This window comes from Microbacterium sp. NPDC087868, from assembly GCF_044900755.1.
Classification (GTDB): domain Bacteria; phylum Actinomycetota; class Actinomycetes; order Actinomycetales; family Microbacteriaceae; genus Microbacterium; species Microbacterium galbinum.
In genome coordinates this window covers 728,520-742,659 of the sequence record NZ_JBJDNO010000003.1, presented here as the reverse complement: position 1 = coordinate 742,659, position 14,140 = coordinate 728,520, and the positions used below count along the sequence as shown (strand labels likewise).

Below are 14,140 nucleotides of genomic sequence, written 5' to 3'. Positions count from 1 at the left end.
CGCCGCGGCACGCGGTGGCACGTTGCTACCCGGCCTGATCCTGCCGCAGGCGACGGGGCAGCGGCATCCGACTGATGAGCACGAGCGCGGTCGCGACGGTCGCGAACGTCGCGAGGGCGATGCCCGACGACACCAGGAACTCGGCCGGTCCGCTGATCTGCCGCGGGTCGAGGAAGTAGTACGGATACCAGCCGATGATCGGGCCGCGGATCATCGTGAACCCGCCCCACACGAGCGGGTAGATCAGCGTCGCCGGGATGACCCGCCACGGCACCGCGCGATGGCCGGGCGCGAGCGCCCAGGCGAGTGCGGCGCAGGCCGGCAGGTAGAAGTGCAGCACCTGATCGGACCAGGGCACGTCGATGCGGATGCCGCGCAGCCCCGCCTGCCAGACGAGGATGGCGAACACGATCCCGGCCGTGATCGTCCAGGTGAGCACGAGGGCGAGGGTGACGGTGAGCCAGCGCGGATCGCGGGCCTTGCGGAGCGCGATGATGCCGGCGATCGTGAGCAGCACCACGAAAGCGACGTTCGACTGGTTGGTCAGGTAGGCGAAGAAGTTCTGGCTGGCGATCGTGTGCGAGGCGAGCCCCCACGCGAGACGGTGGATGAGGGCGACCAGGCACAGCGCGGCGGCGCCGAGTCGGAGCAGGCCGAAGACGGTACGCGTCTTCACCGCTGCGTCACCCGCCGTCCACTCATCCGCCGAGTCTACTTTTGGTCGGCTCCGCGGGTCGTGGGAACGCGCCTCAGCGGCGCGTGCGGGTCGACCACAGAGCCAGTGCGACCAGCGCCGGCTGGAAGAACAGTCGCACGAAGCGCTTCATGTCGGTGTCGAGGCCGAAGCCGTCACGCTGGTGCATCCACTGCGAGACGTTGCCGGGGAACACCGCGATGAAGAACAGCGCGGCGATCGTGCCGACCCGACGGCGTCGCTTGCGGGCGAGCAGCAGCGCCGAGCCGAAACCGACCTCGACGACGCCCGAGGCGAGCACGGTGACGTCGGGGTCGAGCGGCAGCGATTCGGGTACCTGGGCTTGGAACTCGCGGCGGGCGAACGTCAGGTGCGAGACGCCGGCGAAGACGAGGGAGGATCCGAGGAAGATGCGGCCGATCGTGCGCGCGGTTGTCGACATGAGGCGAGTGTACGCGCGTCAGATCAGACGGCGCAGGGCCGCTTCGAGCGAGATGCCCTGCGCCTCGGCGCGGTCGCGCAGGCGGGCGTGCTCATCGCCGGTGAGGCTCAGGCGCAGCTCGATCGGGTCGGCCGAGGGAGTGTCGAAGTCGTCGAACAGCGACGACGTCTCGGCCCAGAGCGGGGCATCCGAGGGGGCGGTCGTGACCGGAGCGGATGCCGCAGACGGGGCGTGCTGCGCAGATGCCGCGACCGGGGCGGAGGCCGCGACGGCGGCGCCAGCGCCGGACGCGAGCGTGAACCCGGGGCCGCGGCGCGGTTCCTGCTTCGCCTGATAGGCCTTCGCCGCGGCATTCGCCCGCTCGTCGGCGGCCTCGTTCAGCCGGTCGCCGGCATGCCCCTTGACCCACGAGAACTCCACGTCGCGCCCGCGGATCGCCTCGTCGATGCCCTCGAGGATGTCGCGGTTGAGCACGGGGCCGCCGTCGGACTTGCGCCAGCCCTTGCGCTTCCAGCCCGGCATCCACTTCGTCACCGAGTCGATCACGTACCGGCTGTCGCAGCGGATGAGCAGCTTCTCGTCGGTGCCGGCCGTCGCGCGCAGCAGTTCGAGCACCGCCTGCAGCTCGCCCTGGTTGTTGGTGCCGTGAGGAGACCCGCCCGCCGCCCAGTTGTCGTCGTCGATGTACCAGGCCCAGCCGTTGGGGCCGGGGTTGCCCAGGGCGGAGCCGTCTGCGGCGGCGGTGATCGTCATCCCTCCACCGTAGCCCGGGCCGCCGACGTCACCCGGCGGGTCGCGTCTCACGAGGGGTCACAACACGCCCTGTCGGATGCCGGTGGCGCGGCGTGTCTCGACCCCTCACGAGGAAAGAGGGCGCGTCAGCGCAGGGTGCGGCGCATCCGGATCTCGCGGCGACCGTCGGGGAGCAGGTCGCCGGGCTCGTCGAGGGGTGTGAAACCCGCGCGCTCGTAGGCGCGGTGCGCCGACGGGTTGTCGGGCATGACCGAGAGATCGAGGACGGATGCCCCGGCTTCCGTCGCCCAATCGACGATGCGATCGATCAGATCGGCGGCGAGTCCCGTGCCGCGCGCCGACGGAGCGACCCACATCGAGATCAGTTCGGTGCGGGAGGGGTCGTCGGTGACCGGCATGCCGGTGATCATCCCGACGACGTGCTCGCCGTCGATCGCGAGCAGGTCGTGCGCCCCGGGAACCGACAGCCGCTCGCGCCACCGCGACTCGGGCGCCTCGATCCAGTCGGTGAGCTGCGAGCCGAAGGCGGCGGGTGATTCGCGTAGGGCTTCGAGGCGCGCGGCGCGCCACAGCATCCATTCGTCGGCCGTCACACGGCGGACCTCGATGCCGTCGGATGCGGGGGAGGTCATGTCAGTCCTCGTCCGGTTCGCGATTCTCGGTCGACACCGCGGACGGTGCCGGGGGTGCGACGGGGAACACGATCGACCCGAGCTCGGTGCCGAGGCCGATCGACAGCGGATCGACGGCGGGCGTCGTGGCGAGCGCGTCGACACCGTCACGTTCGAGCGGCTCGGACGGAAGCCCGGCCCACTGGTTCTCTTCTTCTTCCGGGCGGTGCTGGAACAGTCCCATTCGCCCATTGTCTCTCCGTCGCGGCCGGGCGGCGCTGATTCACACCGGATCCACGGGGCGCGCGGGCGGGGCCGAGTCGCGAGCGGTCGGGACATGCCGTGTCTCTGGCATCGCGAGCGGCGTGTGGCGACCCCTCGCGGCGAGAACGGGCCTCAGGCCGACGCGAACGGGCGTCAGGCCGAGGCGGCGCGCACGGCATCGACCAGGTCGCGCCAGGGCCCGGCGACGGCGCCATCGGGGAGCTCGCGTTCGAGGTGCTCGGTGGGGGTGCGAGCGCGGATGCTCCAGACGAAGCGGTCGGCGCCGGCGGAGCTCTCGGGGTCGGCGCTCCACGGGCAGCGTTCGATGAGCGCGATCCACGGTTCGGCGTCGGGAGAGTCGGATGCCGCGATCTCTACGCGCCATCGTCGGCTGATCCCCGCGATCCCGCCCGTGCGCACCACGGCGATGACCAACCCGGGGTCGGGTGACCGCCCGCCGTCGCGCGAGGATTCGGGCGCAGCCGACGGCTCGGCGTCAGTCGGCTGCGGGGACTCGCTCATCCTCATAGACTCCCACGGTCGTCCAGGCGCGTCGAGCGGCTGTCGCGGTGGCCTCATCGACCTCGGATGCCGCGGCGACCGTCGCGTCGGCGAAGGCCGTGAACGTCGCCGTGCTCGACAGCCCTCCGGTGAGCGCGCGGTACCAGACGGTGCCGGCGGTCTCCCACGCGTTGCCCCCGAGGTCGGTGGCGAAGAGGGCGAAGGCGCGGTTGGGGATGCCGGAGTTGATGTGCACACCGCCGTTGTCTTCGGTCGTGCGCACGAAGCCGCTCATGTGGTCGGGCTGTGGGTCCTTGCCGAGCTCGTCGTCGTCGTAGGCCGTTCCGGGCGCGATCATCGACCGCAGCGCCACGCCTTCCACCGCCTCGGTGAAGATCTCGGCGCCGATGAGCCAGGTGGCGTCGGCGGCGCTCTGCCCCTGCGCGTACTGCTCGGTGAGGGCACCGAACACATCGGCGATCGATTCGTTGAGCGCGCCGGGCTGCCCCTGGTACTCGAGGTTGGCGGTGTGCTGCACGACTCCGTGGGCGAGTTCGTGGCCGATCACCGTGAGCGATCCGGTGAACCCGCGGAACACCTCGCCGTCGCCGTCGCCGAACACCATGCGCTCGCCGTCCCAGAAGGCGTTGTCGTAGTCGACGCCGTAGTGCGCCGTCGCGTCGAGAGGTGCGCCGGCATCGTCGAGCGAGTTGCGGCCGAACGCCGAGAGCAGCAGTTCGAACGTCGCCCCGAGCCCGTCGTAGGCCTCGTTGACCGGCGCATCGGCGACGGGCGGGTCGTCTTCGGAGCGCACGACCGCGCCCGGAAGGTCTTGCGTGTTCGCCGCGTCGCTGATCGTGCGGTTCGGGGCATCCGACAGCTGCGCGACCAGGTCGCCGTTCTCGTCGATCGAGAGGTCGATGCGGGCGCGGAACGGCGGCCGGCCCGCGGTGAGGGTCTGCCGCGCGGCGGCGGCCGCACGCGGGAACCGCCCCGATGCAGCCAGCCGGGCGAGCAGATAAGACGGGACGACTCCGTGGCTTTCGATCTGTGCGCTCATGCAGCGACCCTACGCCGGGTCTCCGACACTGCGGCAGAGTCTCGCGCCCGTCACGCCGGTTCGATGCTCATCACCGTCGTGCGCAGTACCCCGCCGTCGAGCGGCACCTCGTAGCGCACCGGCATGCCGGGGTGGGCGGGCGAGAACCAGTACGTCTCCACCGGCGCATCCGGGCCGTCGGACGTGTCGTAGCGCGTGCACTCGACGCGGCCGAGGGGGATGTCGATCGCCTCGGTCGTGACGGTGGTGTGGTCGGCGGGGAACGCCGCGTGGTGCTGCAGATCGGTCCAGGTGACCCGGCTCGTCACGACGTCGGCGGGGTTCTCGGCGAACCAGGCGCGGAGGGTGGCGCCCTCGGCATCCGTCTGCTCGAATCGGTTGAACCGCTCGTGCTGAGATCCGTCGGGCGACTCGACGAACAGGCGGATGGTCTTCCCGGCGCCGGTCGCCTCGCGGATCTCGTCGGCCGTGAACGGCGTCGGCAGCAGGCCGGGGCCGAGGACATGCGCATCAGTGGGCATGCAGACATTGTGCCCCCGACGGGTGGCTCGGGTCGAGGGCTGCTCCCGTCCGCAGGGCACGCCCGGGTTTCTCGCGTAAAATCGGCACAATGACCGATGCGCCCCGCGACGACCTCAGCGATTCCGGCGACCTCGGCCCCGGCATCGATCCCGACGATCTCGCCACGACCCTGCGCGTGCTCAGCGAGCTGCACGAGATCGACAACGAGCACCCCGACTTCGTGGCTGTGCGCCACGCGACCGCCGCGATGTTCAAGGCCGTCAAGCGCGTGCGCCGCAAGGAGATCCGCGACGCCATCGCCGAGGCCGACAAGGCCGTCGTCGCCCGCACGGCGACCGGTGCCCCCGACCGCATCGACGACGAGACGCGCGGCAACGACCTCGCCACGAGCGTCGTCGACGCCCCCATCGCCGGCGAGCTGCTCAAGCCCCGCAACTGCTACATCTGCAAGCAGCCGTACACGTTGGTCGACGCGTTCTATCACCAGCTGTGCCCGGACTGCGCCCGCTTCAGCCACGGCAAGCGCAACGCCCGCACCGACCTCACCGGCAAGCGTGCTCTGCTCACGGGCGGCCGCGCGAAGATCGGCATGCACATCGCGCTCCGGCTGCTGCGCGACGGCGCGCACACCACGATCACCACGCGCTTCCCGCGCGATGCGGTGCGCCGGTTCACCGCGCTGCCCGACTCTGCCGACTGGCTGCACCGCCTGCGCGTGGTCGGCATCGACCTGCGCGACCCCGCCCAGGTGATCGGCCTCGCCGACTCCGTCGCCGCGCAGGGGCCCCTCGACATCCTCATCAACAACGCCGCGCAGACCGTGCGCCGCTCGCCGGGTTCGTACTCGCTGCTGGCGGATGCCGAACTCCACCCGCTTCCCGACGGCCCGCTCCCCGAGATGGAGACCTTCGGGCACACCGCCGATCCGCACCCGCAGGCGCTGCAGGCATCCGTCGATGCCCACCCGCTGCTGTCGGTCGCGGCTCTCGGCGGAACCGTCGCCGAGCAGGGCGGCCAGGCGCTGACCGCCGAGGACCTCGCCCGCGTCGCGATGGCGCCCGGTTCGTCGTCGCTCGAGAAGCACGCCGACGGCACCGCGATCGACGCCGGCGGGCTCGTGCCCGACGTCAACACCGTCAACAGTTGGGTGCAGTCGGTCGACCAGGTCGATCCGCTCGAGATGCTCGAGGTGCAGCTCGCCAACACGACCGCGCCGTTCCTGCTCATCAGCCGCCTGCGCGCGTCGATGGCGGCGTCCTCGGCGCACCGCAAGTACGTGGTGAACGTGTCGGCGATGGAGGGGCAGTTCTCACGCCGGTACAAGGGTCCGGGGCATCCGCACACCAACATGGCCAAGGCCGCGCTCAACATGCTCACGCGCACCAGTGCGGGCGAGATGCTCGAGAAGGACGGCATCCTGATGACCGCGGTCGACACCGGCTGGATCACCGACGAGCGCCCGCACTACACGAAGGTGCGCCTCGCGGAGGAGGGATTCCACGCCCCGCTCGACCTGGTCGACGGCGCCGCCCGCGTGTACGACCCGATCGTGCGCGGCGAGGCGGGCGACGACATCCACGGCGTCTTCCTGAAGGACTACGAGCCCAGCCCCTGGTGAGTCGCGCGCCCAGGCTCTGGTGAGTCGCGGCTCGAGACCCATCTGAGTCGCGCGCCGACTGCGGAGATCCGTCGCCGAGCAGTGCGGGCACTCTGGCGCAGCGGATGCCCCTGGACGGGCGGATGCCGTCGTCAGCGGCGTACGAGGTTGGCGGATGCCCAGGTGCCGAGGTCGTCGAGGATCGGCAGCAGTCCCTCACCGCCGGGTGTGAGTGCGTAGGAGACGGTGACCGGCGGGCCGGCGTCGACCGTGCGTGCGACGAGACCCGCATCGGCGAGTTCGGCGAGGCGGTCGGAGAGCACGGTGTCGCTGATGCCCGCGACCGCGCGGCGCAGAGCGACGAACGTGGAGGGGCCGCCGCCGAGCGACGACACGATCATGCCGTTCCAGCGCTTTCCGAGCACGCTGAAGGCGAGTGTGACGGCGGCGTCGCACCGGTGCAGATCGTGCTCGATCTCGGCCATGCCCTCATTCTAGCGTGCTACGTTAACCGATGTCGCTAAGAAAAACCGAGCGACTACGAAAACGAGAGGTGTCATCCATGTCCCTGTTCCGCCTCGATGCGAGCATCCTTCCCGCGTCGTCCGCCAGCCGGTCGCTCGCCGACCTCGTCGAAGCCGAGTGGACCGCGTCGCACCCCGATTCCCCCGTCACCCGGCGCGACCTCGCCGCCGACCCCGTGCCCGCGACCGCGTGGGCGGATGCCGTCACCGGCGGCTTCGTCGACGAGGCGCAGCGCACCCCCGGCCAGGTCGAGGCCCGCGCCCTCGCGACCTCGTTCGCCGACGAGCTGATCGGCGCCGACGCGTTGCTCTTCGCGGTGCCGCTGTACAACTACGGCGTCTCGCAGCACTTCAAGACCTGGTTCGACGTGGCCTACACCGACCCGCGCATCGACCCGACCGGCACCGCGCTGCGCGGCAAGCCCGCCACTCTCGTCACGGTGCTCGGCGGCAACTACGCGCCCGGCACCCCCAAGGAGGGCTGGGACCACTCGACCGGCTGGCTGCGTCGCGTGCTCGAAGACGTGTGGGGCCTCGACCTGCGCGTCGTGGAGCGTCCGTTCACGCTCGTCGGTGTGAATCCCGCGCTCGACGCTTTCGCCGACACCGCGCGCGAACTCAAGGAGAACGCCGAGACGGATGCCCGCACCTACGGGCGCGAGATCGCGGCACTGCGCGGCAACGTCGCCTGAACTGAGGTGGGGCGGGGCGGCCGCGCGCTCGTCTGCACGGAGATGTCACGTCTGCACGGAGCATCCGGTGGTTTCGTCGTGCGGGTGTGATCGATCCGTGCAGATGAGACGGCGGGAGGCTCGGTACCTGGGGCCCTGAGGTCGTCGAAGGGCCCGCCGTGTTGTGCACGTGCAGGGAGGATGCACACGTGCAGGGAGGACCGGGGGGATTCTCCCTGCACGTGTGCATCGCACCTGCAGGTGCGTGTTCAGCAGCCGGGGGCGGTGGGTTGTTCGGTGCAGGTGTGGGCGACGAGGGCGGTGTGGGCTTCGTAGATGCGGATCTGTTGGGCGGGTCCGGGGATGGTGAGGGTGCCGGTGAGGGGGATCCACCCGGTGCCGAGGTCGATCTCGGCGGTGTAGTGGATGGTGACGGTGGTGTCGTAGGTGCCGCGGTCGGTGTAGGTGTGGCTCGTGGCGGTGGGGGTGAACTGGGGCTGGCCGAGGGTGTCCCAGGTGGCGCCGGGAGTGGTGGTGTGGGCGGTGGTCCCGTCGCCGTAGATGAAGTCGTAGCCGACCGGGGTGAATCGCGCGGTGACGGGTGCGCCGAAGAGGGTGCCTGCGCGGGTGTGCACGGATGCGGTCGTGACGAAGTTCGTGGGGAGCCCGGCGATTCCGACATTGAAGGGGTCGGCGGTCGGGGTCGCGGTCGCCGGGGTGAGGGTGACGAGGTCGCTGATGGAGATCGTCGGGGCGGCGGGGGCGGATGCCGGGGCCGGAGCCGAGGGTTCGGTGCGGCGCCGGGGCTCGAGGCAGACGCGTGCGCGGCCGGCGTCGGCACGGCAGCGTTCCAGCTCACTCGGGCCGGTGTCGACCGGGGCGCCCGAGGTTCCCGGAGTGCCGGAGCTGGAGGGGGACCAGGAGGAAGACGGGGAGCCGGGGGACTGCGCGGCGGGCTGGGTACCGGTGACGGTTACTGAGGTGCCGTTGGTGGAGCCGCAGACTCCGGCATATGTCGCCTCAGCGGTGCACGTGTTCTGCGTCGAGACGCCCGTGGCGACGCTCGTAACGAGTCCTGAAATGGCAACGAGCATGGCAAGCCTTGAGGTCAACACGTCGGATCCTCGGGAAGTTCAGAGTTCGAGATCTGATATCTCCCATCTACAGAAACGAAAGTCACTCGCAACAAGGTGGTCTCCGGGCGATCCTTCGGCGTGACGTCTGCGCCTTCGTCGCTCACCACTCGTGTGCGCGTCGCATCGAGACAGACTGCGGCGACGACTGTAGTGGCGGCGGTGTTCAGATCTGCCGATTCGCCCGAGAACGAAGCAACGACGGAGGTTCCTTCGAGGTGAATCTTCTGTGTACTGAAGAGGTTCAGAGTGTCAATATCCGCCTCCAAGGCTGAGCCGATCAGATACTCCTGGGGGTCCGGGGCCGAGGCTCCAGCTATACGGGCAGTCACCGCCTCGTTGTACTCCCGGTACACCTCCTCCGCCGCGGCGAACGCCTCCTCTTCGCTGGCGAACGCCGGCGTCGGGGTGGGCGAAGGCTCCGGGGCGGGTGCGCAGCCGCTGAGGGCGGCGGCGACCACGGCGAGAGCGAGGGTGGCAGCGGGGTATCGAGTCGACATCACCGCCACAAAGTAGCCCGAATCTGAGCGCACCCGCGGGAGTTATCCACAGGCCGCCGTTGGGTATCACGGGGTGGGACCCTTCGACAGGCTCAGGGACCCAGTTCCGGCGGCGTGGGCCCTTCGTCTCGCTGCGCTCGCTCAGGGACCGAGCGGGGCAGGACCGTCCGACTCGCTCAGGGGCCGGCGGGCCGGGGCAGCCACACCGTCACGATGAGCCCGCCGTCGGGGCGCGGGGTGAGCACGAGACTCCCGTCGTGGGCCTGGGCGATCCGCTCGGCGATCGCGAGGCCGAGACCGACTCCGACGTGGTCGTCGCCGCGGGCGCGCTCGGCACCGCGCTGGAACGGTTCGACGAGCACCTCCACGCGATCGGCGGCGACGACCGCCCCGGTGTTCTCGACCACGACCGCGAGCCCCGCGGGGAGGTCATGGGTGCGCACGGCGACGCGTCCGTCGAAGTCGAGGTTGTGCACGATCGCGTTGTGCACGAGGTTCGTCACCAGTTGCTGCAGCAGCGCCGCCGACCCCGAGACGACCGCGGGAACCCCACCGACCTCGACCGTGACCCCGCGGCGGTCGGCCAACGGCAGCAGGGCCTCGACCGCCTCTTCCGACACGAGCGACAGGTCGACGGGTTCGTGCGTGAACGATCGCCGGTCGGCACGGCTCAGCAGCAGCAGCGCCTCGGTCAGTTCGATCGCCCGGACGTTGACCTCGTCCAGCCGCGAGATCAGGGCGTCGACGTCGCGATCGGGATCGGTGCGGGCGACTTCGAGCAGCGTCTGCGAGATCGCCAGAGGGGTGCGCAGTTCGTGCGAGGCGTTCGCGGCGAATCGGCGCTCCTCCTCGACATGGGCCTCGATCCGTTCGAGCATCGCGTCGAACACGTCGGCCAGGTCGCGGAACTCGTCGGCCGGACCCTCCAACCGCACCCGATGCGACAGCGACCCCTGGGCGGCGAGCTGAGCGGCGGCGCCGATGCGTGACAGCGGCGCGAGCATCCGTCCGGCCAGCAGCCATCCGCCGGCGAGCCCGACGGCGATCAATCCGATCATCGCCCAGGTCGCGAACGGGGTGAACGCGCGGATGAGGTCGGAGCGATTCGGTACGAAGAATCCCGCATCGATGTTCTGATCCGGCACGTACCGCAGCAGCCACAACCACACGACCGCCAGCAGCACGAAACCCGCCAGCGCGACGACCCCGGCGTAGCTGATGGCGAGTCGCAGACGTGCGCTCATCCCGCGATGTCTAAGCATCGGCATCCGCCCCAGCATCCGCCCCGCGATCCGCAGCCGCACCCCCGGCATCCGCCGCCGCACCCCCGGCATCCGCCCCGGCATCCGTCGCGATCCGATACCCGACGCCCGGCACCGTCACAATCACCCAGGGTTCCCCGAGCCGCTTGCGCAGTGATGACACGGTGATGCGCACGGCGTTGGTGAAGGGGTCGGCGTTCTCGTCCCAGGCGCGCTCCAGCAGCTCCTCGGCGCTCACGACCCCGCCCGCCGCGTCGACGAGCACCTCGAGCACCGCGAACTGCTTGCGGGTGAGGGCGACGTACCGCTCATCGCGGAAGACCTCGCGGCGGAACGGGTCGAGCCGCAGCCCCGCGACCTCGAGCACCGGCGGCCGGGCGCGCTCGCGGCGCCGCCCCAGCGCACGCAGGCGCAGCACGAGTTCGCGCAGTTCGAAGGGCTTGGTGAGGTAGTCGTCGGCGCCGAGCTCGAACCCCGAGGCCTTGTCGTCGAGGCGGTCGGCGGCGGTGAGCATGATGATCGGGATGCCGCTGCCCGACGCGACGATCGCGCGGGCGATGTCGTCGCCCGACGGGCCGGGGATGTCGCGGTCGAGCACCGTGATGTCGTAGGAGTTTATGTCGAGCAGCTCCAACGCGACGTGCCCGTCGCCCGCGATGTCGGCGGCGATCGCCTCGAGCCGTAGCCCGTCGCGGACGGCCTCGGCGAGGTAGGGCTCGTCCTCGACGATCAGCACACGCATGGCTGCGATCCTACGCACCCGCGCATATCGGGAGCATATGCAGAACCGCATACGCCCCGGCAACAGCCTGGCGACTGCACTGGGGGTTATGAACAGCACCACCTCCACCACCCGCCGAGCGCGGCGGATCGTCTGGTCGGCGATCGCACTGATCGTCGCCGTCATCGCCGCCTTCGCCGTGCAGCAGTCGCTCGCCGCAGCGGATGCCGTGCTCTCGCACAGCTTCACCGCCGGCCCCGGGCCCGACGCCTCCACCGACGACAGCGCCGCCGAGACCTCGACGGGTGCCGCCTCGATCCCGCCGGGAGGATCGGTACTCGCCCCGAGCGACGCCGACGGTGTGATCCGTGACGGCGACCAGCCGACGGTCTTCGACACCGATCGCGTGGGCGTCGGCAACCTCGACCCGGCGCTGCTCGACGCGCTGCAGCGCGCGGCATCCGACGCCGACGTCCCCTTCCTCGTCAACAGCGGCTGGCGCTCGGCGGCCCTGCAGCAGCACATGCTCGACCAGGCCGTGATCAGCTACGGATCGGCCGAGGAGGCGGCGCGCTGGGTCGCGACGCCCGAGACCTCGCTGCACGTGTCGGGCGAGGCTGTCGACCTCGGCGGTCTTCCGACCCTCGACTGGCTCGCCCAGCACGGCGCGGGCTACGGCCTCTGCCAGATCTACGCGAACGAGTCGTGGCACTACGAACTCCGGCCGGATGCCGTCACTCAGGGCTGCCCCGAGATGTACGCCGACCCGACCGAAGACCCGCGGATGCAGCGATGAGCGCCGTCATCGAGGGGGTCGCGCTCTCGCGGCTGCACGCACCGACGCTCACCACCCTGCCGACGGCCGTCGCCGCGAACGTCGCGCGGGTGCGCGCCTCGACGCGCGCCGCCGTCATGGCGGTCGTCAAGGCCGACGGCTACGGCCTCGGGGCCGTGCCGGTCGCGCGCGCCGCGGTCGCCGCCGGGGCGAGCTGGCTGGGAGTGACGGATGCCGCCGACGCCGTCGAGCTGCGTGAGGCCGGACTCACGGAGCCGATCCTCGCGTGGCTGAATCCCTCGGGCGTCGATGCGCGGCTCGCGCACGAACATCGCGTCGACATCGCGGTGGGATCGGTCGAGGAGCTGCGACAGCTGGCCGCGGATGCCGCCGCTCCCGTGCGCGTGCACCTGCACCTCGACACCGGGATGGCCCGCGGCGGATGCCCGGTCGAGGACTGGGCCGAACTGCTGCGGGTCGCACGGTCGGCGCGCGGACGGATCGAGGTCACCGGTGTCATGGGCCACCTGCCGCGGGCCGACGCCGGCGACCCGTGCGCGAACGCGGCGGCGGTGCAGCGGTTGCGCCAGGGGAGGGATGCCGTGCTGCGCGCCGGCTTCGGGCCGCTGACCGTGCACCTCGCCGCGACCGCCGGGGCGCTCACCGACCCCGCCACTCATTTCGACCTCGTGCGGATCGGAGCCGGCCTCGTGGGGATCGATCCCTCCGAGACCACGGCGCTCGCCGGGGCCGCACGGTGGACGGCATCCGTCGTGCACAGCGCGCGCGTGCCGGCCGGAACCGCGGTCGGCTACGGCGGAGACCACGTCGCGGAGCGCGCGACGCACTTGAGCGTGATCGGCGTCGGATACGCCGATGGGGTGCCCCGCGAGCTGTCGCCGGCGGCGGGTGTCGCGATCGAGGGGGCGCGGCATCCGATCGTCGGACGGGTGTCGATGGATCAGATCGTCGTCGACACGGGAGACACCGCGGTTCCGCGCGGTGCGGAGGCGGTGCTGCTCGGGCCGGAGGGCGGTGCGGTGCCGTCGCTGCAGGACTGGGCGCGCTGGGCCGGAACGATCCCGCACACCATCCTCACGGGCATCGGCCCCCGCGTGCAGAGGAGCATCGCATGACCGTGCACGTGCTGGTGATCGGGGGAGGGCGGAACGTCGAGCACGACGTGTCGCTCGCCTCGGCGGCCGCGGTCGCGGCGGCCCTGCGGATGGGGGACCACACGGTGACCGGCGTCACGATCGACCGGGAGGGGATCTGGCGGGCCGACGGCATCCGGGCGGGAGCGTCGGCGGCGGAGTCGCTGGCTCTCGCGATGCCGCTGATCGCGCAGGCCGACGTCGTGTTCCCTGCGGTGCACGGAGCGCCGGGCGAGGACGGCGCACTCGCGGCGCTCTGCGCGCTCGCCGGGGTACGCGTGGTCGGCTCGGGGGTACGCGCCAGCGCGCTCGGGATGGACAAGTGGGCGACGAAGCTGGTGGCCGATGCCGTCGGCATCCGGACGGCGCGGGGACGCGTGATCCCGGCCGACGATATCGGCGACGTGGAGTTCGAGGGTGCCGTCGCCGTCAAGCCGGTCTCGGCCGGATCGAGTCACGGGGTCGCGCTCGTGCGCGAGGAGGCCGAACTGCTTCCCGCGCTGCGCGCGGCGGCGCGACTCGACCGGCGCATCCTCGTGGAGGAGGTCGTGCGCGGGCGCGAGATCGACGTCGCCGTGCTGTGCGAGGCGGGCGGCATCCGCTGGGCGGCACCGCCGCTCGAGATCCACGCCGAGGGGCTGTTCGACACGGCGACGAAGTACGACGGAACCGCGCGCTTCACGGTGCCGGCGCAGCTCGCGTCCGACGAGTCGGCGGGCCTCAAGCGAGCCGCGCTGGCGATGTTCGACGCGCTCGGATGCGGGTGCCTGGCCCGCATGGACTTCTTCCTCACCGACGACGGGCCGGTGCTCAACGAGGTCAACACCATGCCCGGGCTCACCGCCGCCTCGCAGGCGCCGCGCATGTTCGCCGCCGCCGGGGTGGCGTATCCCGACCTGGTGGCGCGGCTCGTGAAGGGGGCTCGGGTGCCGCGCTGACCGTTCCCGCCCTGGGCC

Annotated in this window: 18 protein-coding genes; 5 read left to right on the top strand and 13 right to left on the bottom strand. The window is 71.2% G+C overall.

All coding sequences use genetic code 11. The annotated features are described in order from the left end of the window. Window positions 1-25: 25 nt before the first annotated feature. The 8 genes from ACI2JZ_RS13750 to ACI2JZ_RS13715 all read right to left on the bottom strand — a co-directional run bounded on the left by ACI2JZ_RS13750 (window position 26) and on the right by ACI2JZ_RS13715 (window position 4,846). Window positions 26-676, bottom strand: a complete 651-nt coding sequence (locus tag ACI2JZ_RS13750; RefSeq protein ID WP_404598078.1) for a Pr6Pr family membrane protein — start codon at window positions 674-676, stop codon at window positions 26-28. Window positions 677-749: 73 nt separating this feature from the next. Further along, on the bottom strand, window positions 750-1,136 hold the full coding sequence (locus ACI2JZ_RS13745) for a DoxX family membrane protein (protein WP_404598076.1): 387 nt from the start codon (window positions 1,134-1,136) through the stop codon (window positions 750-752). Between the two features lie 18 nt (window positions 1,137-1,154). Next, window positions 1,155-1,889, bottom strand: a complete 735-nt coding sequence (locus tag ACI2JZ_RS13740) for a ribonuclease H (protein ID WP_247623756.1) — start codon at window positions 1,887-1,889, stop codon at window positions 1,155-1,157. A gap of 125 nt (window positions 1,890-2,014) precedes the next feature. Beyond that, window positions 2,015-2,521 carry a GNAT family N-acetyltransferase gene (locus ACI2JZ_RS13735; RefSeq protein ID WP_404598073.1) on the bottom strand — a complete coding sequence of 169 codons (507 nt, stop codon included), beginning with the start codon at window positions 2,519-2,521 and terminating at the stop codon, window positions 2,015-2,017. A gap of 1 nt (window position 2,522) precedes the next feature. Next, window positions 2,523-2,744: a hypothetical protein gene (locus ACI2JZ_RS13730; protein WP_404598072.1), complete on the bottom strand. Its 222-nt coding sequence runs from the start codon at window positions 2,742-2,744 to the stop codon at window positions 2,523-2,525. 173 nt (window positions 2,745-2,917) lie between these two features. Next, window positions 2,918-3,286, bottom strand: coding sequence for a protealysin inhibitor emfourin (locus tag ACI2JZ_RS13725; protein WP_404598070.1), 369 nt, complete (start codon window positions 3,284-3,286; stop codon window positions 2,918-2,920). Continuing rightward, entirely contained in the window at window positions 3,261-4,325 is a 1,065-nt protein-coding gene (locus ACI2JZ_RS13720) for a M4 family metallopeptidase (RefSeq protein ID WP_404598068.1), read from the bottom strand. The genes ACI2JZ_RS13725 and ACI2JZ_RS13720 overlap by 26 nt, the downstream gene beginning before the upstream one ends. A gap of 50 nt (window positions 4,326-4,375) precedes the next feature. Further along, window positions 4,376-4,846 (bottom strand): hypothetical protein, encoded by a 471-nt coding sequence (locus ACI2JZ_RS13715; protein WP_247623751.1) that lies wholly within the window; start codon window positions 4,844-4,846, stop codon window positions 4,376-4,378. A gap of 89 nt (window positions 4,847-4,935) precedes the next feature. On the opposite strand from ACI2JZ_RS13715, the gene ACI2JZ_RS13710 reads away from it, so the two are divergent. After that, window positions 4,936-6,465, top strand: a complete 1,530-nt coding sequence (locus ACI2JZ_RS13710; protein WP_247623750.1) for an SDR family NAD(P)-dependent oxidoreductase — start codon at window positions 4,936-4,938, stop codon at window positions 6,463-6,465. A gap of 131 nt (window positions 6,466-6,596) precedes the next feature. Here the strand turns inward: ACI2JZ_RS13710 and ACI2JZ_RS13705 are convergent, their stop codons facing one another. Beyond that, entirely contained in the window at window positions 6,597-6,929 is a 333-nt protein-coding gene (locus tag ACI2JZ_RS13705) for a helix-turn-helix domain-containing protein (RefSeq protein WP_247623749.1), read from the bottom strand. Between the two features lie 77 nt (window positions 6,930-7,006). On the opposite strand from ACI2JZ_RS13705, the gene ACI2JZ_RS13700 reads away from it, so the two are divergent. After that, window positions 7,007-7,660, top strand: coding sequence for an FMN-dependent NADH-azoreductase (locus tag ACI2JZ_RS13700; protein ID WP_247957463.1), 654 nt, complete (start codon window positions 7,007-7,009; stop codon window positions 7,658-7,660). 248 nt (window positions 7,661-7,908) lie between these two features. Here the strand turns inward: ACI2JZ_RS13700 and ACI2JZ_RS13695 are convergent, their stop codons facing one another. The 4 genes from ACI2JZ_RS13695 to ACI2JZ_RS13680 form a co-directional block, all read right to left on the bottom strand. Further along, the gene (locus ACI2JZ_RS13695) at window positions 7,909-8,733 is read right to left on the bottom strand and encodes a hypothetical protein (RefSeq protein ID WP_404598066.1); all 825 of its coding nucleotides are present in this window, start codon (window positions 8,731-8,733) and stop codon (window positions 7,909-7,911) included. Window positions 8,734-8,747: 14 nt separating this feature from the next. After that, window positions 8,748-9,233, bottom strand: a complete 486-nt coding sequence (locus ACI2JZ_RS13690; RefSeq protein ID WP_404598064.1) for a hypothetical protein — start codon at window positions 9,231-9,233, stop codon at window positions 8,748-8,750. A gap of 215 nt (window positions 9,234-9,448) precedes the next feature. Continuing rightward, complete coding sequence (locus tag ACI2JZ_RS13685) at window positions 9,449-10,516, bottom strand: sensor histidine kinase (RefSeq protein WP_404598063.1); 1,068 nt, start codon at window positions 10,514-10,516, stop codon at window positions 9,449-9,451. Window positions 10,517-10,526: 10 nt separating this feature from the next. Continuing rightward, on the bottom strand, window positions 10,527-11,276 hold the full coding sequence (locus ACI2JZ_RS13680) for a response regulator transcription factor (RefSeq protein WP_404598062.1): 750 nt from the start codon (window positions 11,274-11,276) through the stop codon (window positions 10,527-10,529). An 88-nt stretch (window positions 11,277-11,364) separates the two neighbouring features. Between ACI2JZ_RS13680 and ACI2JZ_RS13675 the strand changes: the two genes are divergently transcribed. Genes ACI2JZ_RS13675 through ACI2JZ_RS13665 form a run of 3 tightly spaced genes read left to right on the top strand, consistent with a single transcriptional unit; the run spans window position 11,365 to window position 14,122 of the window. Further along, a complete protein-coding gene (locus ACI2JZ_RS13675) occupies window positions 11,365-12,051 on the top strand; it encodes a M15 family metallopeptidase (protein WP_404598061.1) in 687 nt (228 codons plus the stop codon). Then, window positions 12,048-13,166 carry an alanine racemase gene (alr, locus tag ACI2JZ_RS13670; RefSeq protein WP_404598060.1) on the top strand — a complete coding sequence of 373 codons (1,119 nt, stop codon included), beginning with the start codon at window positions 12,048-12,050 and terminating at the stop codon, window positions 13,164-13,166. The genes ACI2JZ_RS13675 and alr overlap by 4 nt, the downstream gene beginning before the upstream one ends. Beyond that, window positions 13,163-14,122 (top strand): D-alanine--D-alanine ligase, encoded by a 960-nt coding sequence (locus tag ACI2JZ_RS13665; protein WP_404598058.1) that lies wholly within the window; start codon window positions 13,163-13,165, stop codon window positions 14,120-14,122. The genes alr and ACI2JZ_RS13665 overlap by 4 nt, the downstream gene beginning before the upstream one ends. Window positions 14,123-14,140 lie beyond the last annotated feature (18 nt).

Bases quoted from the DNA above. Each gene is read 5' to 3' on its own strand.
- ACI2JZ_RS13675 (WP_404598061.1), top strand. From the start codon at position 11,365: ATGAACAGCACCACCTCCACCACCCGCCGAGCGCGGCGGATCGTCTGG.
- ACI2JZ_RS13665 (WP_404598058.1), top strand. From the start codon at position 13,163: ATGACCGTGCACGTGCTGGTGATCGGGGGAGGGCGGAACGTCGAGCAC.
- ACI2JZ_RS13705 (WP_247623749.1), bottom strand. From the start codon at position 6,929: ATGGCCGAGATCGAGCACGATCTGCACCGGTGCGACGCCGCCGTCACA.
- ACI2JZ_RS13695 (WP_404598066.1), bottom strand. From the start codon at position 8,733: ATGCTCGTTGCCATTTCAGGACTCGTTACGAGCGTCGCCACGGGCGTC.
- ACI2JZ_RS13680 (WP_404598062.1), bottom strand. From the start codon at position 11,276: ATGCGTGTGCTGATCGTCGAGGACGAGCCCTACCTCGCCGAGGCCGTC.
- ACI2JZ_RS13735 (WP_404598073.1), bottom strand. From the start codon at position 2,521: ATGACCTCCCCCGCATCCGACGGCATCGAGGTCCGCCGTGTGACGGCC.
- ACI2JZ_RS13710 (WP_247623750.1), top strand. From the start codon at position 4,936: ATGACCGATGCGCCCCGCGACGACCTCAGCGATTCCGGCGACCTCGGC.
- ACI2JZ_RS13700 (WP_247957463.1), top strand. From the start codon at position 7,007: ATGTCCCTGTTCCGCCTCGATGCGAGCATCCTTCCCGCGTCGTCCGCC.
- ACI2JZ_RS13715 (WP_247623751.1), bottom strand. From the start codon at position 4,846: ATGCCCACTGATGCGCATGTCCTCGGCCCCGGCCTGCTGCCGACGCCG.
- ACI2JZ_RS13720 (WP_404598068.1), bottom strand. From the start codon at position 4,325: ATGAGCGCACAGATCGAAAGCCACGGAGTCGTCCCGTCTTATCTGCTC.
- ACI2JZ_RS13745 (WP_404598076.1), bottom strand. From the start codon at position 1,136: ATGTCGACAACCGCGCGCACGATCGGCCGCATCTTCCTCGGATCCTCC.
- ACI2JZ_RS13740 (WP_247623756.1), bottom strand. From the start codon at position 1,889: ATGACGATCACCGCCGCCGCAGACGGCTCCGCCCTGGGCAACCCCGGC.
- ACI2JZ_RS13730 (WP_404598072.1), bottom strand. From the start codon at position 2,744: ATGGGACTGTTCCAGCACCGCCCGGAAGAAGAAGAGAACCAGTGGGCC.
- ACI2JZ_RS13685 (WP_404598063.1), bottom strand. From the start codon at position 10,516: ATGAGCGCACGTCTGCGACTCGCCATCAGCTACGCCGGGGTCGTCGCG.
- ACI2JZ_RS13725 (WP_404598070.1), bottom strand. From the start codon at position 3,286: ATGAGCGAGTCCCCGCAGCCGACTGACGCCGAGCCGTCGGCTGCGCCC.
- alr (WP_404598060.1), top strand. From the start codon at position 12,048: ATGAGCGCCGTCATCGAGGGGGTCGCGCTCTCGCGGCTGCACGCACCG.